General features: G+C 40.6%; 13 protein-coding genes and 9 pseudogenes. 2 read left to right on the top strand and 20 right to left on the bottom strand.

The genetic code is table 11. The features are described from left to right. Nucleotide 1: 1 nt before the first annotated feature. From ruvA to ruvB, 9 genes and pseudogenes are all read right to left on the bottom strand, one after another. Nucleotides 2–583 (bottom strand): Holliday junction branch migration protein RuvA, encoded by a 582-nt coding sequence (ruvA, locus tag NYZ99_RS02990; RefSeq protein WP_260573455.1) that lies wholly within the window; start codon nt 581–583, stop codon nt 2–4. 57 nt (nt 584–640) lie between these two features. Continuing rightward, nucleotides 641–2,936: pseudogene (locus tag NYZ99_RS02985) on the bottom strand (NADP-dependent malic enzyme). A gap of 118 nt (nt 2,937–3,054) precedes the next feature. Further along, nucleotides 3,055–4,374: pseudogene (locus NYZ99_RS02980) on the bottom strand (MFS transporter). Between the two features lie 162 nt (nt 4,375–4,536). Then, the gene (gene queG, locus NYZ99_RS02975; protein WP_260573454.1) at nt 4,537–5,472 is read right to left on the bottom strand and encodes a tRNA epoxyqueuosine(34) reductase QueG; all 936 of its coding nucleotides are present in this window, start codon (nt 5,470–5,472) and stop codon (nt 4,537–4,539) included. Between the two features lie 38 nt (nt 5,473–5,510). Continuing rightward, entirely contained in the window at nt 5,511–6,092 is a 582-nt protein-coding gene (locus NYZ99_RS02970; protein ID WP_260573453.1) for a cytochrome c, read from the bottom strand. A 35-nt stretch (nt 6,093–6,127) separates the two neighbouring features. Next, nucleotides 6,128–6,691, bottom strand: a complete 564-nt coding sequence (locus NYZ99_RS02965) for a hypothetical protein (protein ID WP_260573452.1) — start codon at nt 6,689–6,691, stop codon at nt 6,128–6,130. Nucleotides 6,692–6,843: 152 nt separating this feature from the next. Next, on the bottom strand, nt 6,844–9,054 hold the full coding sequence (locus NYZ99_RS02960; RefSeq protein ID WP_260573451.1) for a hybrid sensor histidine kinase/response regulator transcription factor: 2,211 nt from the start codon (nt 9,052–9,054) through the stop codon (nt 6,844–6,846). After that, a complete protein-coding gene (locus NYZ99_RS02955) occupies nt 8,985–9,626 on the bottom strand; it encodes a hypothetical protein (RefSeq protein WP_260573450.1) in 642 nt (213 codons plus the stop codon). Before NYZ99_RS02955 ends, NYZ99_RS02960 begins: the two co-directional genes overlap by 70 nt. A 132-nt stretch (nt 9,627–9,758) precedes the next feature. Continuing rightward, nucleotides 9,759–10,784, bottom strand: a pseudogene (gene ruvB / locus NYZ99_RS02950) (Holliday junction branch migration DNA helicase RuvB). Between the two features lie 147 nt (nt 10,785–10,931). Here ruvB and NYZ99_RS02945 point away from each other — a divergent pair. Together NYZ99_RS02945 and NYZ99_RS02940 are read left to right on the top strand one after the other, a co-directional pair. Next, nucleotides 10,932–12,512: pseudogene (locus NYZ99_RS02945) on the top strand (acyl-CoA dehydrogenase family protein); the annotation flags it as partial. A 431-nt stretch (nt 12,513–12,943) separates the two neighbouring features. Next, complete coding sequence (locus tag NYZ99_RS02940; protein WP_260573449.1) at nt 12,944–13,144, top strand: acyl-CoA dehydrogenase; 201 nt, start codon at nt 12,944–12,946, stop codon at nt 13,142–13,144. On the opposite strand, the gene NYZ99_RS02935 is transcribed toward NYZ99_RS02940, so the two are convergent. From NYZ99_RS02935 to NYZ99_RS02885, 11 genes and pseudogenes are all read right to left on the bottom strand, one after another. Next, a complete protein-coding gene (locus NYZ99_RS02935) occupies nt 13,141–13,968 on the bottom strand; it encodes a GIN domain-containing protein (RefSeq protein ID WP_260573448.1) in 828 nt (275 codons plus the stop codon). The two genes, NYZ99_RS02940 and NYZ99_RS02935, sit on opposite strands and share 4 nt — an antisense overlap. Before the next feature lie 131 nt (nt 13,969–14,099). After that, a complete protein-coding gene (locus NYZ99_RS02930; RefSeq protein WP_260573447.1) occupies nt 14,100–14,297 on the bottom strand; it encodes a hypothetical protein in 198 nt (65 codons plus the stop codon). Nucleotides 14,298–14,444: 147 nt separating this feature from the next. Then, nucleotides 14,445–14,936, bottom strand: a complete 492-nt coding sequence (locus NYZ99_RS02925) for a cbb3-type cytochrome c oxidase subunit I (RefSeq protein ID WP_260575321.1) — start codon at nt 14,934–14,936, stop codon at nt 14,445–14,447. Continuing rightward, nucleotides 14,818–15,761 (bottom strand): annotated as a pseudogene (locus NYZ99_RS02920) (cytochrome c oxidase subunit I). Before NYZ99_RS02920 ends, NYZ99_RS02925 begins: the two are co-directional and overlap by 119 nt. 207 nt (nt 15,762–15,968) lie before the next feature. Beyond that, complete coding sequence (locus NYZ99_RS02915; protein ID WP_260573446.1) at nt 15,969–17,030, bottom strand: cytochrome c oxidase subunit II; 1,062 nt, start codon at nt 17,028–17,030, stop codon at nt 15,969–15,971. 31 nt (nt 17,031–17,061) lie between these two features. After that, nucleotides 17,062–18,393: pseudogene (locus tag NYZ99_RS02910) on the bottom strand (quinol:cytochrome C oxidoreductase). Nucleotides 18,394–18,408: 15 nt separating this feature from the next. Further along, entirely contained in the window at nt 18,409–18,969 is a 561-nt protein-coding gene (locus tag NYZ99_RS02905) for a c-type cytochrome (protein WP_260573445.1), read from the bottom strand. A 2-nt stretch (nt 18,970–18,971) separates the two neighbouring features. Continuing rightward, the gene (locus NYZ99_RS02900) at nt 18,972–19,502 is read right to left on the bottom strand and encodes a DUF3341 domain-containing protein (RefSeq protein ID WP_260573444.1); all 531 of its coding nucleotides are present in this window, start codon (nt 19,500–19,502) and stop codon (nt 18,972–18,974) included. A 3-nt stretch (nt 19,503–19,505) separates the two neighbouring features. Beyond that, nucleotides 19,506–21,256, bottom strand: a pseudogene (nrfD, locus tag NYZ99_RS02895) (NrfD/PsrC family molybdoenzyme membrane anchor subunit). Nucleotides 21,257–21,287: 31 nt separating this feature from the next. Continuing rightward, nucleotides 21,288–24,403, bottom strand: a pseudogene (locus tag NYZ99_RS02890) (TAT-variant-translocated molybdopterin oxidoreductase). A 32-nt stretch (nt 24,404–24,435) separates the two neighbouring features. Continuing rightward, nucleotides 24,436–25,795 (bottom strand): annotated as a pseudogene (locus NYZ99_RS02885) (c-type cytochrome). Nucleotides 25,796–26,003 lie beyond the last annotated feature (208 nt).

Raw genomic sequence — 26,003 nt, 5'->3', positions numbered from 1 at the left:
GCTACAAATTTTTCAGCGCCAGTTTTATAATGTTCTCCACGCTTAAAGAGGGGTCTTGGGAAATCACCTTGTCTACTACCTTTTCAGCCTGTCTTCTAGCAAAACCCAATACCTCTAAAGCAGATAACGCTTCATCTTTATTTGTATTGTTTTGAGTTAAGGAAACTTCGTCTATATCGTAGACTTTTAAAATCTTGTCACGTAGGTCTAAAATGACCCGTTGCGCGGTCTTGGCACCAATCCCTTTTATTGCTTGAATGGCTGGTACGTTTCCATTGGCTATCGCGTCCCTAATCTCGGCCGGGGACATGGATGATAACATCGTCCTGGCTGTACTTGAACCAATCCCGTAAACAGATATAAGCAACCTGAAAATTTCCCGCTCCGATCTTTCCGAAAAACCAAACAGGGTATGTGAATCCTCCTTGACCTGCAAGTGGGTATAGATGTTCACCAATTCATTATCAGGAAGTTTGGAAAAGGTGTGTAGGGATATATTCACAAAGTACCCTACTCCATTACATTCAATGATGAGATGTGTTGGGTTTTTTTCTATCAATTTGCCCTTTAAATGGTGGATCATGTAATTTGGTTGATGGTTGTTTGTTTCTAAACGAGAAAACTTAAAACTATCCTATTTTCAATTTCCTTTTTTGATATTTCTTCTTTTCTCGCGCTCCTGGGCATCGATGACCGCCACGGCCGTCATATTTACGATTTCTTCCACACTGGCTCCTAATTGCATTATATGAACCGATTTTCTTAATCCCACCATGATAGGCCCAATTGAATCAGCTTTATTTAATTCCTTAAGGAGCTTATAGGTAATGTTCGCCGATTCCAAATTTGGAAAAACCAAGGTGTTCACTTTTCTGCCTGCCAACTTGGAGAACGGAAATTTACTTTCATGAAGTTCCTTATTTAAAGCAAAGTCCATTTGTATTTCCCCATCTACCATTAGTTCTCGGACTGTTCTCATGCAAAAGACGAACCGCTTCCCTAACTTTTACGGCATTTTGATGGGTAGAAGATCCAAAATTGGCATAGCTCAGCAGGGCTATGACTGGGTCAAATCCAAAAGTATTGGCTACATTGGCGGTCATTTGCGTTATATCTGCAATTTCCTCTGCGTTAGGATCGATATTGATTGAGGTATCTGCTAAGAACAATGGACCTCTCTCAGTAATCATAATGTTAACAGTGGCTACCTTTTTTACCCCAGTAGCTCGTCCAATGACCTCCGTAATTGGTTTTACCACCGTTGGATATGCCCTAGAGTAGCCGGAAATCATTCCATCCGCATCACCTTCCAATACCATCATAGCACCAAAATAGTTACGCTCCTTCATCTTTATTTTAGCACTGTACAGAGTTGTACCTTTTCTTTTTCTACTCTCCCAGTATTTAGTAGCATATCTAATATGACGCTCATCGAACTCATCTGAAAGTGGATCAATTATTGGAATATCGGCATCAAATTCTAGCTCTTTTTTCAATTCCAATATGATTTCTTTGCTACCCAACAAAATAGGCTCGGCAATACCTTCCTCATATACAATTTGAGCAGCTTTAAGCACATCCAAATGATCCGCCTCTGCGAAAACAATTCTTTTAGGATTGGATCTTGCCCTACCATGAAGGAGTCTAACAACTTTATTGTCATTTCCGGAGCGAAGCATCAACTCCTCCTTATACTTTTCCCAGTCCTCGATTGGAGCTTTGGCAACACCACTATCCATTGCTGCTTTCGCTACTGCTGGTGGTATTTCATATATCAATCGTTGATCAAAAGGTTTCGGGATAATGTAATCCCTTCCAAAGGTAAGCCTGGTTTCCCCGTAGGCAATGTTTACCTGTTCCGGAACGGGTTGTTTGGTCAAATCTGCCAATGCCTTAACGGCTGCCATTTTCATGGCCTCATTTATACCAGTGGCCCTAACATCCAAAGCCCCTCTAAAAATAAAGGGGAAACCTAGAACATTATTTACCTGATTCGGATGATCGGAACGGCCCGTTGCCATAATGATGTCCTTTCCGGTTTTTATCGCTAGGTCATAGTTAATTTCGGGATTCGGATTGGCCATGGCAAATACAATGGGATTGTCCGCCATGGAATCCAACATTTCCGGAGTTACGATATCGGCAATAGAAAGTCCGATAAAAACATCGGCACCCTCCATGGCCTCCTCTAAAGTATCTATCTTTCTATCAGTAGCAAATTCCTTTTTTGCCTCGGAAAGGTTTTCGGCATCATTTCTAATGACTCCTTTGCTATCCAGCATGACGATATTCTCAGCCTTTGCTCCAAAAGCCTTATAAAGTTTAGTACAAGAAACAGCTGCGGCCCCTGCTCCACTTACCACAATGGTGACATCTTCGATTTTCTTCTTAGCCAGTTCCAAAGCGTTCAAAAATGCCGCTGCAGAAATTATAGCCGTTCCATGCTGGTCATCGTGCATCACCGGGATATCTAATTCCTCCTTTAGCCTTCGTTCAATCTCAAAAGCTTCCGGTGCCTTAATATCCTCTAGATTGATACCTCCAAACGTTGGGGCGATCATCTTTACGGTCTCGATAAATTTGTCCACATCCTCTGTATCCACTTCTATATCAATTCCGTCTATATCGGCAAAAATTTTAAAAAGGAGTCCCTTACCCTCCATCACTGGTTTGGATGCTTCAGGCCCTATGTTTCCCAAACCCAAAACAGCGGTTCCGTTGGAAATAATGGCCACAAGATTTCCCTTTGAGGTGTATTTGTATACATTTTCCTTGTTCTTGGCTATTTCGAGACAAGGTTCCGCCACTCCTGGGGAATAGGCAAGGGCAAGATCTCGTTGTGTACTATATGGTTTTGTGGGAACAATTTTAATCTTACCAGGTTGCGGTTTGGCATGATATACCAGTGCTTCCCTTCGTTGTTTTTCCTTGCTCATGTATTGGGATTTTAAACCACAAATGTAACGGTATTCCTGAAAACCCTATAAAAAGTCGTAGGTTTTAAATCAAGAAATAAAAGCCACAAAATAAAAGGGTACGAAATTGAATGATTTACTATAAATCAATAACAGTTTTTGCCTTTCCCACATTCAATCGCATGGCAAGAATAGCCGCAATAACAAAAAATCCACCTGCAAACAACATGGCATTTACCGCATTCCCTCCCGGAAGATATTTGTAAATAGGGCCGAAAGTCAGGGTCTCTATCCCCATAGGTATTACGATCATCATGTTCAAAATACCCATGTATACACCTCTTCTTTCCTGAGGAACCACTTTAGAAACCATGGTATACGGTATTCCCATCATAGCTGCCCATCCTATTCCGAAAAGTACCATTGGCACCAAAACGAGTAGGGGATCCTGTATAAAGGGTATGGAAAACAAGGCGATAGCAGTCCCAACCAAACTATAGGAATAGATTCTTTTACCACCAAACCGAAGTGTTAGAGGCACCAATCCCAGGGCAACTACCATAGTAACTATGTTGTAGGTAAGACTCATCCGGGCCGACTGTGAAGCCGCTTCCGATGTAGAATATCCCAAGGTGCTTTTAAACAAAGGTGTTATATACTGCCAATAGACAAACAGTGCGTACCATTGAAATAAATATACGGCTCCAAGCTTCCATAAAAAGGTGGGCATATTCTTGACCGCCTCCTTTATCTCACCAAAAGGTTTGGCTATTCGGGTACCTAAGGGCTTTTTCCTTGCCTCATTTATTTCTTCAAGTTCTTCTTCCGATGGAGGAATTTACGGGGTTTTCAATACGGACCATAGTATTGTAGTAATAGAGAGGATACCGCCAATATAGAATGAATAATACAACCAAGTAGGAATGGACCCAGCAACTTCTACAGATTCATTACCAAATAAATATTGAAAAAGTACAATAGAACCATTAGCCAACAAAATACCGGCCCCAACGAACAAACTTTGCATTTGATATCCAAGACTGAACTGCTTTTCCGGAAGTTTGTCCCCCACAAAGGCCCTGTAAGGTTCCATGGCCATATTATTGCCCACATCCAAAATCCATAAAAGCCCTACGGCAAACCATAGTACCGGACTTGATGGAAACATAAACAGACAGATACTACCTATAAGAGCCCCTATTAAAAAATAAGGCTTCCTTCTACCCCACCTTGGAGACCAAGTCTTATCGGACATAGCACCGATTATAGGCTGAACCACCAATCCGGTGATGGGCCCTGCAATATTTAAAATTGGTAACATTTCCTCAGGTGCCCCTAAATATAGAAATATGGGATTGATAGCTGTTTGTTGAAGTCCAAAGCTGTACTGAATGCCCAAAAATCCAACGTTCATGTTAAATATCTGCCGTAAACTGAGACTTGGTTTCGTTAGTTGCATACTACTTGGTTATTTGGTTTTAGAAACTTCAATTACAGTATAGTCAAAAAACAATACTTCTTTTTTAAGAATTCCTATAAAAAGTTACCTAGCAATATAGTATAATTAACGAAAAGTAGATATAAAAGAGAAAAGAAATAGGATCATTGGAAAACTATAACGTTATAGTTGTTCTGAATTGTTCTTTAAAAATTCTATATTTCTTTTCAACCCGGAAAATTTGGTACGCTTCACCGCCGATTTTTGAAATATTTTTTTAAAAACGTCATCGGTAATTTCTTCCCATTCCCTTTTGGTCATACATAACAACTCCGGATTTGGATCGAACAAAGGTTCCTTATGAGGTTTCGAAAACCGATTCCATGGACATACATCCTGACAGACATCACACCCGAACATCCAATTGTCCATTTTACCTTGAAACTCGGTTGGAATTTCATTTTTGAGTTCTATCGTTAGGTAGGAAATACATTTACTACCGTCCACGACATAGGGTTCTATAATAGCTTGGGTGGGACAGGCATCTATACACGCAGTACAGGTACCACAATGATCGGTAACAGGTATATCATATTCCAGTTCCAGATCAATGATTAGTTCCGCTACAAAATAGAAGGAGCCTACTTCTTTGGTCAATAGATTGCTGTTCTTCCCAATCCACCCAAGTCCACTCTTTGCCGCCCACGCTTTGTCCAAAACCGGAGCGGAATCAACGAAAGCACGACCACCTACCTCACCTATTTCTTCGGATATATAATCATACAATTGCCCAAGTTTCCTTTTGATCACATGATGATAATCCTGTCCATAGGCATATTTGGAAATTTTATAGGAGTTTTCCGTTTGGATTTCCTTTGGGAAATAGTTTAATAACAAGGATATCACTGATTTTGCCCCGTCTACCAGCAACCTAGGATCCGGACGTTTGTCAAAATGGTTTTCCATATAGCCCATTTCCCCATGCATGTTGTTGCCCAACCACTTCTCCAATCGTGGTGCTTCCTGTTCAAGAAAATCTGCCTTGGAAATACCACAAGACAAAAAACCGAGGCGCTTGGCTTCGGTTTTTATTTGCTGTGATAATATACCTCGGTTCATATTCCGAAGGTACATTAATTTTAATTTAAAATACCTAATCAGGAAGTAGGCGGTGTATAGGCCGGCACAACATTTTCAATAGGTTTTAAAGATTTAAGATAGGCGAAAATCGCCTCAACATCCTCATCTTTCATACTTCTGTAGGCCTCAACGGGCATTGGCGGCATAATAGGTCGGGAATCGTCCAACCCCTTATACTTTCCCCCTTTGATGGCCTTTTTGAATTGTTTTAATGTCCAGCTTCCAATACCTGTTTCATGAGGGGTAAGATTACCGGCATAAGTTGTTCCCCATGATCCAACAGCAGCCGTTAAATCCCCTGCGAACAGGGCCCAAGGGCCTAGTGGCACATTTTCAGGAATTGGCGGTAAGGCGCCTGAACTGTCAAACCCCATCATGTAGCGGTCCATATCCGGTACAGGACCCATTTCGGACATTTTCTTGGGAGTATGGCAATCGGCGCAGCCAATAATGTTCACCAGATATTCGCCTCGCTCTGCTAAATTCAACGTTATAGAGTTTGCTTCCTCTACCACTTCGACCTTCTTTTCCTTAGGCTGGTTGCACGAGGCCAATATCAATACCGAAAAGGTCATAATCGCAATTGCTTTATTTTTCATCTTCTTTCTTTTTTGGTTGTTGAATCCGTTTATTCCTACTTATCGGAAGGGTCACTTACAGGCACATTAGGGTTAAATTCTGCAAATACTCCATTAGGGTTCTCTTCAATAACCCAGGCGTGAAGTGTCCATGAACCTCCCGCCACATTGGGATTGTCATCCCAGTGATCCGTGTCTCCCATAAAACCTTCTCGTGGTGTAGGAGAAATAGCCTTTGGAACCGCGTACTCGACACCTACCAATTTTAGCTGACCTTGTTCATTGGGCACGTACAGGAGAATTTCTGGTTTTTCCATATCAAATTCTCCATCGATCAGTCCTACATTGATATAATGGAAGCCCATGTTGGGAACATAGATAGATGGATTAAATGCATAAGGATCGGCATAGCCTGCCTTTTTCGCCTGTTCAAAGCTGTGAAAGCGCATGGTTGCCTTTTCAACTTTTTTCAATTGGGATTCCAATGTTTCCTTCTTTGCTTTTACCGATACCATTTCAAGCTCGGTTTCCGCAGTAGCCTCTTCTTTTGAACAGGAAGTGACTACCAAGAGTAATAACAGACTTCCGAAACTTTTAATTGTGCTTTTTAATGTCTTCATAACGATACGATTTAAATGAAATATTATTTGTCCTTTGGGGAACAGTATCGCTAAGGTCAAAAGAAGCTACAGAAGTGTTTGACAATGATGTCGCATATCTTAACAGATTTGTTTCACTCAAATAAAAGCACTGAATATCAATAACTTAAAAATTACTGATTTTTAATGACTGCCACTTCGCTTGGAGAGATTCCAAACTTTTCCTTGAAGCTTTTCGCAAAATAAGAGAGATTGGAAAAACCAACACTATAGGCTATTTCAGAAACATTACCAGTAGAGTTCTGTAGAAGTTTATAAGCGGTATTCAAACGAATTCCGGATATAAGTTGATTGGCAGATTTATTTGTCAAAGCTTTTAATTTGCGATGTAATTGGGCACGACTAAATCCCACGGAACTGGCAAGAAGTTCCACTGAAAAAGAAGAATCTTCCGGATGCTCGTTGATAACCTTAAAAACCCTTCTAAGAAATTCATCCTCCATTGAATTTAAGGAAAGGTCGTCCACCAGCAGACCATCTGTCTCCTTCACCCTAATCCAAAGCTTTTCTCTTAAACCTATAAGATTTTTTATTCGGACTAAAAGTTCCTCGGAGGCAAAAGGCTTGGTCAAATAGGCATCAGCCCCCTGATAAAGTCCCTGCATTTTATTGTCCTGACCAGCCTTGGCCGTTAATAATATAATGGGGATATGGCTGGTCTTGCTATTCGTCTTCAAGGCATCGCACATTGCAAATCCATCCTTTTTGGGCATCATCACATCACTTATGATAATATCCGGTATTTCAGACATGGCAATCTTCTCTCCTTCCTCCCCATCATTAGCAAGTAAAATTTCATATTGATCCTCCAAAATGCCGCCCACGTAACTTCTTAAATCTTCATTATCTTCTACGATCAATGCAATCGGCAAATCCCTTTTAGAACGATTACTACCATTTTCACTAACCGTGGTAAAAGTTTCAAAATGCCCTTCATCAGAATCCATTAATTCTTGAGCCTCGACTATCATGGACGAATTGGGGAGACCTTCCAAAGTAATGGGTATTTTTAAGTAAAATGTGGTCCCTTTACCTAAAGAGCTTTCTACCTTTATTTCACCCTTATGCAATTCGACCAACTCCTTTGTCAATGCAAGCCCTATTCCGGAACCATTAGCCTCAGAGCCTTCCACTCTATAAAACCGATCAAAAACATTGGCAAGGTCCTCTTTTGAGATTCCATTACCAGTATCTGAAACAGACAGGTGAAGATTACCGTTATTAAAATCAACATTGACGGCAACCTTTCCCCCTTTACTAGTATACTTAAATGCATTGGACAACAGATTGTTGATTATTTTCTCCAACTTGTCCGAATCAAAATAGGCAATTTCCGAATCTGAGTTCAACTTCACCTCAAAGTCAATACCGGAACGTTCGGCCATGCTTTCGAATGAAAAAACCATCAATTTTATAAATGGCACCATGTCATTTTTAGTTAGGGAAAGCATTGTCTTTCCACTTTCCAATTTGGAAAGTTCCAAAAGTTCATTGACCAAGGATTGTAAGCGGGAGGAATTTCTAAATACGATATTAAATTCCTTTTCGCTTAATGTCACGCCTTCTTGCCCATTTTTCTTTTGTACTCTTCTTGCATTCTCAATAGGATCCTGAATCAAAGTGAGGGGCGTTCTAAACTCATGACTGATATTAGTGAAAAATCGCGTTTTTAACTCATCCAAATCCTTCATACGAAGTACTTCAGAGCGAGATTTTTCAGCTTCCACTTTTTCAAATTCGCTTCTCTTGGCTATAGTTTGACGCCTATACGCAATACCAAATGAGTATATGACAATTTGTAGAAAAATACCAGTGGCATAAGGATCAAGTCTAAACGGTGGATTCATCAAACCCATTGACCAAAGTGTTCCGATGACCAGAGCAATACTGGCAACTATGGAACCAATTCCAAAATACCTAGCAAACGCATCATTTTTAAGTGCTATAATAATTGATACTATCAAGCTAGCAATAGCGTAAATGTTTAAAACTACATAATGAAAACCTACCCCTGTGAAGGATGTTTGAGGGTTCAATAATAGAACGTAAATAGTCATTAAAAGTATCTCCGCCAAGATGAACAATGCAAGGCCTAGCATCACTTTATCCAATTTTGGAAATTTGCTTTTGGAATCAATAAACGCCCTTCCGAAAAACCAAAAGGAATAAAAAATCCCATTTGCTATTAGCAACCACGTTATATAGCGGAACTTCGCCAAACCACCAATAATAAACCCTACGGTCATTGCCTGGGTTAACGTACAGAAGACCAACCAAATACAGAACCAAAGAAAAATAGGTTCCCGTAAGTAGATATACTGCAATAAATGATATAACAATATGATGAACGTAACACCAAGTAAAAAAATATTGAAACTACTATGGTATTGATTAAACTGGTGGTAATAGGGTTGATCCGGGCTTCGGCAGTCAAATTAAAATAGGCAGGATATCCCATGGCATTTCCTTTGACCTTAATTATAATTTCTACGACCTTTTTGACGGGTAATGAATCTAAAGTAATTGCATTCATAATCCAATTGCCCTTATATGCCTTTTCTTCTTTTGAATATTCGGCACCCGTTTTTTGATGGAATATTAATTCCTTATCTACATACCCATAGACATCAACGGTTCCATTACTTTTAGTCCATGCTGGTGAATCGATCATTTTATCCTCAAAATGTAGGGTCCACCCAATTAACTTTTCTTCTGCTTTTAGGTTAAGTTTTCCCCAGTAAGTTGTACCTACATTTAAAAGACGTGGTAATTCGTCCCCTTTTAGGAAAGTGAGTGTAGTATCGGAAAGTATTCTTTCAGGGGAAAAATCATTGTTGGTATCAGGATATACTTTTAAGATTGGATCCAAATCATGCACTGGATATAACGTATCCAAGACGTAGACGTTATCTTGTGAAAAGATTAATCCTGAATTAAGAAAGCAAAGAAAAAGGATATACTGAAAGAAGCGCATCTATGGCAAACCGATTAATTAGGTTTGCAACAAGATAAAAATAAAAACGAAAATTTAGAACAAACCAGGTTGTATGCCCCCTTTTATCCTTCCCAAGTGCTTATAGGCCAACTCGGTTACCTCACGGCCCCTGGGTGTACGCATAATAAAACCTTGTTGTATCAGAAAAGGTTCGTAAACCTCTTCAATGGTTTCTGCACTTTCCGATACCGCTGTGGCCAACGTGGTAATTCCTACCGGCCCTCCTTTAAATTTATCAATGATAGTGATCAATATTTTATTGTCCATTTCATCTAGCCCATGAGCATCAACGTTCAGAGCCTTTAATCCAAATTTTGAAATTTCGATATCTATCTTTCCGTTCCCCTTTATCTCGGGCAAAATCCCTTACCCTCCTCAATAAAGCATTGCAGATTCTAGGTGTTCCCCTACTTCTGCCAGCAATTTCTATGGCCGCCTCATTGGAAATCGGAACTTTTAGTATATCCGCACTTCTTTGAACAATCGTAGAAAGCAATTCCGTATCATAATATTGTAGCCGGCTTTGTATACCGAATCCGGCCCGCATGGGAGCGGTCAAGAGACCTGATCGGGTCGTGGCGCCAATTAAGGTAAACGGATTTAAGTTTATCTGAACCGAACGGGCATTAGGGCCCGTTTCTATCATGATGTCTATTTTATAATCCTCCATTGCAGAATATAAATATTCCTCCACAATAGGACTCAATCGATGTATTTCATCAATAAAAAGCACATCCCTTTCATCCAAGTTTGTCAATAGACCTGCCAAATCACCAGGTTTGTCCAACACTGTATCCGGAGGTTATTTTTATCCCAACACCCAATTCATTGGCCAAAATATTCGCCAGTGTGGTTTTTCCCAATCCTGGAGTGATCGTGAAACAACGTATGATCCAAAGCTTCTCCCCTACGATTAGCTGCCTCCACAAAAACCTTTAAATTTTCCAAAACTTGCTCCTGACCGGTAAAGTCTTCAAAGCTGACGGGGCGCAAAGCCCTTTCAATATCAAGCTCCGCATCGGAAAAACTGTTTTTGGATGGGTCTAGGTATTCATTCATACGCTAACAAAGATAGGCAAACGACCGTAATTTATTTTCAACCTCTGCCGGCTTTATTCCTTAGAATTTCATGTATTAATTTGTATTTTCAAATTATGGAAAAGAAAATATACACACCCGGAATCCTACAGTACATTCCATTTTTTTATGTTATCTCGGTCAGACGATCTTGTTTCTGCATCAGAGGTCAATGTTGTTGAAAAAGCAATTGAAAAGGATTCCACCTTATCGGATACCGAAAAAGTCTTGCTACACTCGTGGCTACAAGTAGAAAATCCTCCTAAGAACGAAGAGTTTAAAAATTGGAAACAAACCATTTCAAATTCAGGTTCTAAATTGCTTGAAGGAGAAACCTATCCGCTAACTGCCTTCAGTCAAAAAGTGGTCTGCCATTATCATAACACCTGTCCCTTTAATGAGCAGTTAAAAAATATAGAGGTTAATTTAGGAATACAACCCAATCACTATAATCACTTGTTCGAGGTTGAAGTTGAACATATGGCCAGTGCCAATACTTATAACTCTAAGGAGCTATCAACTATCCTTAAAGGAAGACATATTTCCGTTATTGATTCGTTCCAAAGGCTTTTGAAGCACCCCATTTTTAACTGGGAGGTTCATCGCAACAAGGAAGATTTCAGGAAGGTAGTTTTAGAGCAAGTCAAATTTTTGGCTGATAATGGATATGGCGCCATGGCCTATCCCAGTAACTATGGTGGCAGTGGGGATATGGAAGGATACGCCACCATTTTTGAGAATTTAATGTATGTAGACGGCAGTCTAACCATAAAATTTGGGGTTCAGTTCGGACTTTTTGGTGGAAGTATTCAAAAATTAGGTACAAAAACCCATCACGATACCTATCTAACCGATGCTGGAAAGGCAAAACTTTTAGGCTGTTTTGCCATGACGGAAACGGGGCATGGCTCCAATGTGAGAGGTATCAAAACCACGGCCACATATAGAAAGGAAGATGATAGCCTTATCATTCATACACCCGGTGAAAACGATAACAAAGAATATATAGGAAACGCCTTGCACTCTACTATAGCTTCTGTTTTTGCCCAGCTCATCGTTGATGGCAAAAATGAAGGGGTACATGCCATTCTTGTCCCGCTGAGAAATGAATACCATGAACTTCTTCCCGGAATCCAGGTCGAGGACAACGGATACAAGCTAGGACTTAATGGTGTGGACAATGGAAAGATATGGTTTAATCAAGTAAAAGTACCTCGTGAAAACTTGTTGAATAAATATGGGAGTATAAAGGACGATGGTTCGTATTATTCCGATATCAAAAACCCCAACAAACGGTTTTTTACCATGTTGGGAACACTGGTAGGTGGTCGAATTTGTGTTGCGAGAGCGGGTCCGGGCGGAGCAAAAATGGCGCTGACCATAGCCATAAAGCACGCTTTAAAAAGAAGGCAGTTTAATGACAATGTCAAAATACAGGAAGACTTATTGATGGACTATCCTTCTCATCAATTGCGTTTGACCCCATTAGTTGCAAGTGCCTTTGTCTACCATGCTACTCTTGATAAAATGATGGAGGTATATTGTGATGACAGTCAGACCGACAAGCGAAAGGTGGAGACACAGGTAGCAGGACTCAAATCCATCATTACTTGGTATGCCAATAGTACCATTCAGGAGTGTCGTGAGGCCTGCGGCGGAAAGGGCTATCTTTTGGAAAACCGTATCGCCGATCTAAAGGGTGATGTGGATATTTTCACAACTTTTGAAGGTGACAACAACGTGTTATTGCAATTAGCCGCCAAGGGCGTCCTATCCGATTTTAAATCAGAATTTAATAGTGCAGGATTCTCCTCGGTTCTTAAGTTGTTGAGTCAGCAATTGTCAGATAAACTAGCTACGGTAAATCCAATCTATTCCAATAAGGTTGACAAGGAACATTTGTACAACCCTAAATTCCATAAACATGCCTTTGATTACAGAACGCGTAGACTGACCTATACCTTGGCTATGCGCATTCGGGATTATATTAAGAAAGGAGTACCTTCTTATCAAGCTTTTTTGAAAGTACAGACCCATTTATTAGCGTTGGGAAAAGCCTACAGTGTAGAATTGGCCTACCGGACATACTTTAAATTTACTGAGAGCATTAAGGATGACAGGAATAGGACCTTTTTCAAAAATTGGGAACTCTATATGCCCTCTACGAAATTAGGAAGGATGCTTCTTGGTACCTGGAGCAAGGCTATATTGGAAGTACAAAATCCAAAGCGATTAGACAACGTGTGGAGCGATTGTGTACGGAGCTTAGACCCCACATAAATGTACTTGTGGACGGTTTTGGCATACCGGAACATCTTGTTACAGCACCTATAGCCAATTAATTATTTTCCTTGTCCAGCTGGGAGGTATCCAAAAAATCCAAAATGGTAATTTTAGGATTACCATATAAACTGGTTTTAGAGGACCCTCTTGAGGAGAGCTGAAAATCCTCAAGTACATTCACTCGGGCATCTCGGGAATCTTCTAAAACAACAATGGCCTGTTTTGCTTCCAATCGTTCCCCTTTAAGACTGCTTTTACCATATAATTTTACCATAAGGTTTTCAGCAGCACCCTCCAAACTGGCCGATGCATTCTCGTACATAAATAGATTATTGGAAGCACCAGTGGAATATACTTTGACATCGATACGATCCTTTAAATTCATTACAAGGGAATCACTGGCCACATTAAAGTCACCGGAACTGATACCTTCCATGTTTATATTAATAATATCGGCGGTTGCGTTCAGCTCCAATCGAGAAGTCTCCCTGGTTAAAATATCCAATCGATCCCCGGATATCACATCCTTCATACTAATCTCCCCGTTATTCATGGTAATACGGCTCAATTCTGTATAGTATACTGTGATATCAAGTTTTCTTTTTGAAGTGATATTATAAAATGAAGAAATGAACAGAGTGCTATCCTCCACCTTAAATTTTAATACGTCTATTAAATTGTTATCTATTTCCGGAGAGTATCCTTCACTATTCGATTTTTGAAGTACTACTTCCAAATCATCATCCAACTGAATAGCGTTGAATGCCGGGAGGCTTTCCCGAACCTCTACGACTTCTTTGTTTCCTTTAATCTTTGGTTTTCTTTGCCCATTGGCATGTATCCCAAATACTAAGGCCACACCCATAATAAGTAGCTTTCTCATGAAATTCATTTAAGTACCGTTATACTCTTTTCTTTATAAAGATATTACAAATTAAAAATAGGTAAACCCTAAAACTTGTAGCAAAAAAAATGCCTAACTCATTGGTTAGGCATTTAATAGTATTATATGGTTTAATGTTGCAACTCTTCCTCACCGTCAAATAGTGGCACGTGCTGCTGTACATAATCCTGTCCTGGAATGATGTATTCATCATTTTCATCAACCTTGCTATAATCATAGGCCCATCTATGGACTTCGGTATAGCTCCAGGCCAGTTTCCGTGAATATGCTCGGTAGGGGTTGTCCATTCCAAAGTTGTGGCGTTCCATGGGTTTTGTGAGCCACGCTTTCCGTAGAAAATACTTCTTACAAAGTTGAACACGAAAAACAATTGGGCCGCTGCAGTGATAATTGCAAATACCGTCATTAAGACTTGAACGTCGGTTAGTTCATCGAACATCGGGAAAGCCGTGTTCTCATAGTATCTCCTTGGAACACCTGCCATTCCAACAAAATGCATTGGGAAAAAGATTCCATACGAACCAATAGCGGTAATCCGAGAAATGGGCAAAACCTAAATTCTTATTCAACATTCTACCCTGAAACATTTTTGGGAACCAATGATAAACACCAGCGAACATTCCATACAGTGCAGAAATACCCATAACCAAATGGAAGTGCGCCACTACAAAGTAGGTATCGTGTACATTGATATCCAATGTGCTATCACCAAGAATAATTCCTGTTAGACCTCCTGTAATGAAGGTGGAAACCATACCAATGGAGAACAGCATTCCTGGATTCATCTGTAAATTACCTTTCCAAAGCGTAGTAATCCAGTTGAACGCCTTAACCGCAGATGGAATTGCAATCAACAATGTTGTAAATGTAAACACAGACCCCAGGAATGGGTTCATACCTGAAATAAACATATGGTGACCCCAAACAATCGTAGAAAGGAAAGCAATCGCCAAAATAGAAGCGATCATCGCCCTGTAACCAAAAATCGGTTTTCTCGGCATTCACAGCCATTACCTCAGAAACGATTCCCATCGCAGGTAGAATTACAATATATACTTCAGGGTGACCTAAAAACCAGAACAAATGCTCAAAAAGAACAGGTGAACCTCCTTGATAATGCAACACTTCTCCTTGGATAAAAATATCCGATAAAAAGAAAGAGGTACCAAAACTTCTGTCCATTATCAATAAAAGTGCGGCAGAAAGTAATACAGGGAAGGATATTACACCGATAACTGCGGTAACCAAGAATGCCCAAATGGTCAAAGGCAATCTTGTCATGGTCATACCTTTAGTTCGTAAGTTCAACACCGTTACGATATAGTTCAGAGAACCCAATAAGGATGAGGCGATGAATATAGCCATAGATACCAACCGAGTGTCATACCCATGCCCGAACCAGGTTGTGCCATTGGTAATGCACTCAACGGAGGATAAATAGTCCAACCCGCTGCTGCCGGTCCTGCCTCCACAAAAAGGGAAATAACCATGATAACCGAAGAGACAAAAAACAACCAATAGGAAATCATGTTCAAGAAACCGGAAGCCATATCCCTTGCACCAATCTGTAAAGGAATCAATAAATTACTAAATGTTCCACTTAGACCAGCAGTCAAAACGAAAAACACCATAATTGTACCGTGCATGGTAACCAATGCCAAATATACGTCTGCATCCATTACACCCTCCGGAGCCCACTTACCTAAAAGTGCCTCAAAGAAGACATTGGATTCCCCTGGCCAAGCCAATTGCATCCTGAACAAAAGGGACATTGCTATCCCTATAAAGCCCATAATAAGTATTCCAGTAATGAAATACTGTTTAGCAATCATTTTATGATCTTGGCTAAAGATATATTTGGTTACGAAGGTTTCCTTATGATGATGTCCATGATCATCATGTGCGTGATCATCTACGTGTGCATGTGCTGTTGCTGACATAATCGAATTCTTTCTTTATAATATTATTATATCCTAATTTTATTGGGCGCTGGCCATCATGGTCGACTTAAAGGTCTGCTGACTTGCCATCCAGGCATTGTACTCCTCTTCGGTCTCTACGATGATCTTCATCTGCATATTGTAGTGTGATTTACCACAAATTTTATTGCATAAAAGTACATAATCAAATTCCCATGGGTCTATAATCTCGCCCGTTGCGGCGGACTTCTCTGCCCTAACCTTATTGGTCCTTTGTACCTTCTCCACGATATCCGGGTTCTGACGCATCTCTTCTGTCGTATATATGGGAGTAAAGGAAAACTCTGTTATCATACCAGGAACACAGTTCATTTGTGCCCTAAAGTGCGGCATATAGGCTGAATGCAGAACATCTTGTGACCTCATTTTAAAGTTCACCTTTCTACCTACTGGCAAGTGCAATTCCTTAACGATGACATCGTCCTCCGCATACGTATCAGATTCATCCAAACCTAATACGTTGGCCCTGTCAATATCAATCATACGAACGTTCGCACTACCTAGTGTGTTATCATCACCAGCGTACCTTGCTGTCCAGTTAAACTGTTGTGCATAAAGTTCAATTACCAGCGGATCGTCCTCATCATTTACATCTGTAATGTTTGTCCAGGTATACAGACCGTAAAGAATCAATCCGGCCAAAACGATAACTGGAATGATAGTCCATATGAATTCCAATCGGTTATTATCCGCATAAAACAATGCCCTTTTTCCTTTTTCACCTCTGTATTTAAATGCGAAATAATGCAAAAGAGCCTGAGTAATTATCTGAACAATAAATATGATTACCATGGATATCAACATCAACATGTCATAATCAGATCCATGCTCCGACGCCGCTTCAGGCAAAAGCACTTTACCATATTTTGCAAAACTGAAAATAGTAATCCCGTAAATAAAGACAAGAAAGGCAAACATTAGATAACCGTTGTATTTGTTATCCTTATCATTTGCAACCTCAGAATTATCTGTTCTAAGCTGTGATAACTCAAATATCTTGGTCATTTGCCAAATAGCAATTGCCACGAGAACTAAAACAGCTAAAGTCAATAATGTAGTCATTGTATGTATTGATATTATACTTTAAAACTCACTAATAATGAAAGTGTCTACTTTCTTCAATAAACGGATTCCTTTTAGGCTGCAGAGGTACTGTGGTAAGCGCTCTAAACACCCGTAATATAAACAACCCTGCAAAAAACAATATAGCCCCAATTTCTGGAATACCAATGAACCATTGATCTCCAACAGTAGATGGCATGATGGCATTAAAGATGTCCATATAGTGTCCGGCCAAAATAACGATACCCGACATAACAACGAACCAATTGATACGCTTATAATCACTATTCATTAAAAGCAATAGTGGGAACAAGAAATTCATGGCCACCATACCAAAGAAAGGTAATTTATAATCCTCGATCCTAGTTACGTAATAAGTAACTTCCTCCGGAATGTTTGAATACCAGATTAGCATGAACTGGGAAAACCAAAGGTAGATTCAAAAAATACTGATACCGAACATAAATTTTGCCAAATCATGGATATGGCTATCATTTACATCTGGTAAATATCCTTTAGATTTCAAATAGATAGTCACCATAGCTATAACAGTAATTCCCGACACAAACATACTGGCGAAAATATACCAACCGAACAACGTACTAAACCAATGTGGCTCCACACTCATAATCCAGTCCCATGACATGATGGATTCAGATATAAGATAGAATACCAAAAAAGCGGCTGAAATCCTAAAATTCAATTTAAAACTTGAATCATCCGTAGATTCATCCTGTTTAAGGGACAATCTTCCGGAGTATTCCCTATAAGCAATCCAACCCCCTAAAAAGATGGCAGCTCTAATCAAAAAGAATGTAGGATTTAAGTAACCCGATTTTCCCTGAAGTAATTCATCGTGCGCCACCACTTCAGCATCCATCCATACAAACAAGTGGTTCATATGAAGTACAGAAAGCACCAAGATTACAAAAACAATAATACCTCCAGGAACCAAATAGGCCGTAATCCCTTCCATGACCCTGAACAATAATGGAGACCAGCCAGCTTGCGCCGCTCTTTGTATTGCGTAAAAAGCCAAAACTCCCAAAGCAATCATCATAAAGAAGAACGCTGCCACGTACAACGCTGCCCAAGGCCTATTTTTTAGTTGACTTAACAAATGTTCGTCATGAGAAGCATCATGACCACTTTCATGATCAGTTGACGCAGCATGAGCCATTTCAGTGTCGTGAGAAGCAGTAGCTTCATGTCCACCTCCGTGACCATCATCATGACTGGCCACTATCGCTTTTGCTTCCTCGACAGTACCAGGAGCCATAACAAAACCACCTATTATACCTAATAACCCGACGGCCATTAATATGATGGAACCTATTTTAAGTCTATTTGAAAACGTATACATAGTATTGTTCACCTATTATTTGGTTAAATCTTGTTTCAGCTTCATTACGTATTCGGCCACTTGCCACATTTCGGTAGTGTTCATTTGGGATGCATAAGACCCCATAGAATTAAGGCCATAAATCTGTGCATGATAAGCCGTACCTACAGTAATATTTCTTGCGGCGTCATTATAACTTGGCACCCCAAGAATTTTTTCCCTTTTTACCAAAGTTCCTTGCCCGTCTCCCTTGTCACCATGACAAATGGCACAGTAAATAGTATACAACTCCGCACCAGCCGCCAAATTTGCTTCTTTGGATAAGGAATCCAATGGACTTGTATTTAACCTAGCCAATTCCTTTCCCTCCGGGGTATTCTCAAAATCGTAAGGCAACCAACCTCTATTAATGGTATTGGCTGGAGGAACCATTGCTTCCTGATTAGAAGGCAGTATGTCCACCTCACTATACGCTTCATACCCTACTGGTTCATACATATTGGGCATATATTGGTAATTAGGTTCTCTCTTATCTTGACAGGCCGCAACCACAACCAATAAACATATTATGACCGATATTTTTAGAAAACTGTTCATATTCAATGACTGTTTTTTTCTGATATATTAATTTCCACCGCGCCAGTTCCTGCAAGTAAATCCTTCAATTCCTGTTCATTACCATGAACTTCAATTTCCATTATAAAATGGTCATCTGTACTTCTTACATCAGGATTTTCAGCTTTTTTAAAAGGCCATAACCTACTACGCAAATAAAAAGTTATTACCATTAAATGCGCTGCAAAGAACACGGTTAGCTCGAACATAATAGGCACGAATGCAGGCATGTTCTCGATATAGCTAAAACTCGGCTTTCCACCGATATCCTGCGGCCAATCCTTGATCATGATGAAGTTCATCATAACAATAGCCACCGTTAGACCTACACATCCATATAAGAAGGAAGTTATGGCGATTCTAGTTGGTGCCAATCCCATAGCCTTATCAAGGCCATGAACTGGAAAAGGACAGTAAACTTCCTCTATATGATGTTTGGCAGCCTTAACCTTTTTGACAGCATGCATTAGCACGTCATCATCATTGTAAAATGCTTGTAAAACTTTAGATGCCATAGCCTACTTTTTGTTATTTAAAATTTTTGCTTGCCCGGCCCAATCATCACGTTGTGCCCTTCCTGGGAAGGAACCCGTAATTGAATCTAACAAGTCATATTCCTTTTCCGTCATCCTTGCAACCTGTGCAAACGTATAAATACCTATTTCATTCAAGGTGGCCTCCATTTGAGGATCAATACCTTTCACCTTTTTAAGATCGTCTCGGAGATTCCTTGGTAGCGTCAAATGTACCAATAGAACTCAACAGCTCCGTTACACCAACCTTGTCACCTTCCTTTGGTTCTACCTCACCCATTAAAACATCATCAGTAATAACAGGTTCTTCTTTAACAACCACTCTGTCATTTGAAATTTGATACAATGGTTTACCAGCGTCTCTAAGTTTCTTATATCTCTCCCCGGAGGATTTAAGGATAGACTTAACCTCAGCCTGCGCAATTACCGGGAATGTTCTCGAATACAATAGGAACAATACAAAGAAGAATCCGATGGTTCCAATGAAAATACCTATATCCACAAAAGTAGGTGAGAACATGGTCCAGGATGATGGTAAATAGTCCCTATGCAAGGATGTAACGATAATTACGAAACGCTCAAACCACATTCCAATATTTACCACGATTGAGATAAAGAAAGAGAACATAATACTTGTTCTCAATTTCTTGAACCACATAAACTGTGGCGAGAACACGTTACAGGTCATCATCGCCCAATAAGCCCACCAGTAAGGATCGGTAGCCCTGTTTAAGAATGCATATTGTTCGTATTCCACACCGGAATACCAAGCCATGAACAACTCCGTAATATAGGCACAGCCAACGATAGAACCAGTAATCATAATTACAATGTTCATCAATTCTATGTGCTGAACGGTGATATAAGCCTCCAAACTACACACCTTTCTCATGATAATCAACAAAGTGTTTACCATGGCGAAACCGGGAAAAAATAGCTCCGGCAACAAAGTAAGGTGGAAATATAGTCGTATGCCAACCTGGAATAACGGATGTGGCAAAGTCAAAGGATACGATGGTGTGTACGGAAAGTACCAAAGGAGTTGCCAAACCTGCCAACACTAAGGAAACTTCCTCAAAGCGTTGCCAATCCTTGGCGCGTCCGCTCCAACCAAAACTCAATAAACTGTATATCTTTTTCTGAAAAGGTAAAATGGCCCTATCACGCAACATGGCAAAATCAGGCAACAAACCAGTCCACCAGAACACCAAGGAAACCGATAGATAGGTAGAAATCGCAAATACGTCCCAAAGCAAGGGCGAGTTAAAGTTTACCCACAATGAACCAAATTGGTTAGGAATAGGAAGTACCCAGTACGCCAACCATGGCCTACCCATATGGATAATAGGAAAAAGACCTGCCTGAATAACTGAGAAAATAGTCATGGCCTCTGCCGAACGGTTGATAGCCATTCTCCATTTTTGACGGAACAGTAATAACACCGCAGAAATCAAGGTTCCGGCATGACCGATACCTACCCACCAAACAAAGTTGGTAATATCCCAAGCCCAGTTTACTGTCTTGTTCAATCCCCAGGTTCCTATACCTGTTGAAATAGTATAAATAATACAACCTACTCCCCAAAGAAATGCCACCAAGGCAATGGAAAAAACAATCCACCAATGCTTATTGGCCCTTCCCTCGATTGGACCGGCAATATCCACAGTTACATCGTGGTAGCCCTTGTCTCCAAGTACTAGGGGTTTTCGTATAGGTGCTTCGTAATGCGACGCCATAGACTTCTATTATAATTACTTTCTAGTATTGTTATGCTTCGTTGGTATTTCTAACTTTTACGTGATAGAATACGTTTGGTTTTGTACCCACATGCTCCAATAAATGGTACATACGGTTGCTTTCCTTTAATTCCGATACCTTGCTGCCTTCATCATTTACATCTCCAAAGACCATTGCACCATTACCACAGGCAGCGGAACAAGCTGTTTGGAACTCTCCATCCTCCACAATCCTACCATCGCGCTTGGCATCCAAAATTGTTTTTTGTGTCTTTTGTATACACATGGAACATTTTTCGATCACACCTCTTGAACGGACATTTACATCCGGGTTCAATACCATTTTACCCAAATCATTGTTCATGTGGAAATCGAATTCCTCGTTATTGTTGTATAAGAACCAGTTAAATCTTCTAACCTTGTAAGGACAGTTGTTTGCACAATATCTTGTCCCTACACATCTGTTGTATGCCATTTGGTTCTGACCCTGTCTACCATGTGAGGTAGCAGCTACTGGACATACCGTTTCACATGGAGCATGGTTACAGTGCTGACACATCACAGGTTGAAAGACTACCTGAGGATTATCGGATGGATGTTCCATTTCTCCAAAACCTCCAAGAGAACCGTTATCTCCCCAAAGACCGTCCAACTCTTCTTTTTTAGTATTGTCCGCCTCAAAGCTTTCTTCGGAGGAATAATACCTGTCAATACGCAACCAGTGCATATCCCTTGAAACCCTTACCTCTCTCTTACCTACAACCGGAACGTTATTTTCTGCATGACATGCTATAACACACGCGCCACAACCCGTACAGGCGTTCAAGTCAATGGAAAGATTAAAATGATGCCCCACCGAGCGATCAAAGCTCTCCCATAAATCCACAGAAGTTGCTGGAACCTCTTGGTGGTTCAAGGAAACTTGAGGAACATGGTTCCATTCCGCATGGTCTTTGGTATTGAATATCTCCAAAGAAGTTTCTTTTATAATATCGCCTCTACCCATTAAGGTTTTATGAAGCTGTACACAGGCAAACTCATGGTTCCCTCCAGCCTTTTCTACGGTCACAATCTGATTGGCGTTAAAACCTTCGTACAATAGGAAAGCATTGACACCTGTTTGCATCTCCTCTTTCATTCCCACGGTTTTACCATAACCAAAAGAAAGCCCCAAAGAACCTTTAGCCTGTCCTGGCTGCACAACCACGGGTACATTTTGTATAGTTACCCCATTAACCGTTAAGTTAACGTAGTTACCATCCATTCCTCCATTAGCTACGTTCACGTTTTTAACGCCTAGGGATTCGGCATCCGCTTTGGAAATGGTCACATAGTTATCCCAAGAAACCCTTGTTATAGGATCTGGAAACTCTTGCAACCAAGGGTTACTGGCCTGTTGACCGTCCCCCATTCCAACTTTAGAGTATAACGTCAATTCCATACCTCCGCTAGTGGCATTAGCCAAACTTCTAACTGCGGAAGCTATCGGCACACTCGCTTGCTCCATTTCGGATTCGTCTGCATCAGGAACGACCTCTCCTTCGACATCTACGGTCATAGCCTGTGCTTGGAAAACACCATCCTGTAACGCCTGATTCCAACTTTCACCGTTTAGGATACCAGCATTCCAAGTCTCTTTAATATAGTCGTAATAGGAACTTTCACTACCCATCCAACTTAACAAAGCCGTCTCGGAACTGCTTTGTATCGAACAATTCTTTGATGGTAGGCTGCATTAAACTATAGTGTCCCTTTTTAATCTCGGCATCACCCCAAGACTCCAAATAATGATTTGAAGCAGCGGTATATTGTACGACTTCAGCGGTCTCGTTCCAATTTGTAGAAAACAAAACGGAAAGATCCGTTTTCTCAAGACCTTCCTTAAAATCGGACGCATTTGGCAAGGAATACAGTGGGTTCACCCCATCCATAATCAAAGCTCCAATTCTACCTGCCTTCATATCGGAAATCAGAGTTTCCAACATCTTAACACTTCCCTTTCCGGTATATCTCGGTGCTGCAGGGTCAAAAGCCTTACTACCCAACATTTTATTGATGGCCAAAACCACGGACTGGGCATTCACATCATCCAAACCAGTTACAACAACAGCATTGGAACCTGCCTTTTTAATTTCGGCCACTATCTGATCCACAAGGGCATCATGTTCTGAAGTATTTCCACCAACAGAAGTCCCATTTAGCTTACCATATATTTTGGCAAGTACCACCTTCTGAGCAGTAGGTGTCAGCGGAAATCTTTTATCTGCATTCGCCCCTGTCAGAGACATATTTGCTTCCAATTGTACATGTCTCGGACATCTTTCCGTTCTTAGGAACCCTTCCTTTGGAATAACCAGCGCTATATCCACCACCTTGCCAATCCGCCGGAAAATCTGCACCTATGGAAACAATCAAATCGGCCTTTTCAAAATCGTAATCGGCCAAGGCACGTTCACCGTATGCCTGTTCGAAAGCGGATAAAGCCGCATCTTCGGAAATGGCATCATAGGTTACATGCTCAACATTCTCATTGGAAGCCATCAATTCGGAAATCAATCTATCCGTAGATGGACTTGCATAAGTCTGAGTAAGCAACACAATTTTTTTTGAGGAGCCCTTAAGGCTTCCCATCTTAGCCTTTACGGATGCATTCAAGACATCCCATTCAATTGGCCCTTCAGGGGACATTGGCCCTTGAAGCCTAGTACTATCATATAACGAAAGAACAGATGCCTGAACCCTGGCATTAGCAGCCCCGCCCACTTTTGCCAAAGTATTGTTTTCTACTTTGATAGGACGGCCTTCACGAGTCTTGATTAGCACACTGGCAAAATCAAAACCGTTCGCAATGGTGGTAGCATAATAATTGGCCACACCTGGCACAATATTTTCAGGCTGAACCACATAAGGAATGGACTTTATAACAGATCCTTCACAAGCTGCCAAAGAAGCCGCAGCCGTACTAAAACCAATGTATTTTAGAAAATCCCTTCTATTGGTACTAGTCGAGGATAAATTCTGCTTATCTCCCAAAAAGTCATCCACAGGAATCTGCTCTACAAATTCATTTTGTCTTAGCGCCTCAACAATGGAATCGTTAGGATTTAACTCCGCTTCGCTTTTCCAATATTTTTTGTTTGATGCCATACGTAATATCTGTAATTAGCTTCTTATATAAATTAATAGTGACACTTTCCACATTCCAAACCACCCATTTGGGCCGCCGTTAAATTCTCAACGCCATATTTCTTGGAAAGCTCTGCGTGAATTTTTTCGTAATATTCGTTGCCCTCAACTTTGACATTCGTTTCTCGGTGACAGTTAATACACCATCCCATAGTCAAAGGAGAATACTGATACATAACCTCCATTTCCTCAACCGGACCATGACAGGTTTGACACTGCACCCCTGCTACTGAAACGTGTTGCGAGTGATTAAAATAGGCAAAGTCAGGCAGGTTATGAATCCTAACCCATTCTATAGGCTGTGTTTCACCAGTATATTTCTGATTTTGCTCATCCCAACCTACGGCCTTATAAAGCTTCTTAATCTCATTGGTATAGAATTCGTTGGTATACCCATTGGCCAAATCTTCTTGAGAAGGTCCTCGGGATTCCCTTTGTACTCGTAGATTGATTTATGACAATTCATACACACATTCATAGCAGGAATACCGGAATGTTTCGAAACCCTAGCAGAAGAGTGGCAGTACTTACACTCAATCTTATTATCGCCAGCATGTATTTTGTGGGAATAATGAATTGGTTGTATAGGAGCATACCCTTGATCCACACCCACCTGCATCATCCAGCCATATGCAAAATAGGAACTACCCAACAAAAGGAATATTACTGTTACCAATACCAAAAACTGGTTCCGGGCAAATGCCTTCCAAATGGGAACCCTCTTTTGCGCCCTTTCCTTTTCAATAGAAATACCATTCGCCTCCGCTATCCTTCGTAAGGTGTTGTTCACCAAAAACAACATTACCACCAATAAGGCAAAAACAAGGGCCAACGCCCCCAATATCAATTCATTGGAAATTCCTCCGGATGCACCACCCTCTGCAACAGCGGCAGATTCACCGGTAGCTGCGGTAGCCGGAGCCGGCGGAGGAGCCGCCGTATAGGCTAAAATATTATCAATGTCTTGGTTAGACAAGGTAGGAAAGGCAGTCATGGCCGCCTGATTATATTCATTGTAAATACGGTTTGCATAAGCGTCACCGGACTTAATAACACCAGGACTGTTCTTTATCCATGCATATAACCACTCCCTATCCAATCCTTCCTCTTCCTCCAAACGGCTTTCAACATTCGCCAAAGCAGGACCGGTCATTTTTCGGTTCAATGCATGACAAGCTGCACAATTCTGATTAAACAAAGCCTTACCTGCAGTGGCATCACCACCGAAGCAGCAGCATCACCGGACTCCGCAACAGCGTCTTGTGCCGCCAATGAAACTGAAAAAAGCAGGGTAGCTACTAAACTGAAAACAAAGACTTTGGAAAACTGATTGCGGTATGGTACCTTTTTCATAAATAGAATATTTCAATCGGAATCTTGGCACGATTTTAGCCCGTTTTTCTACGATGAACGGTAAAAAATGCCTTAATCGATGGCAAAAATACGACATAGACTTTATTTGAAAAAATGTTAATGTATTTATAATTTCTAATTTATAGTTGTTCTAAATAATTGAAAACGCTAACCGATTATACCTTAAAAAATTACCTTTGCAGAAGGA

Origin of the sequence: Maribacter litopenaei, assembly GCF_025244665.1 — a bacterium.
Lineage (GTDB): Bacteria > Bacteroidota > Bacteroidia > Flavobacteriales > Flavobacteriaceae > Maribacter > Maribacter litopenaei.
This window is presented reverse-complemented; position numbering and strand designations above follow the sequence as displayed.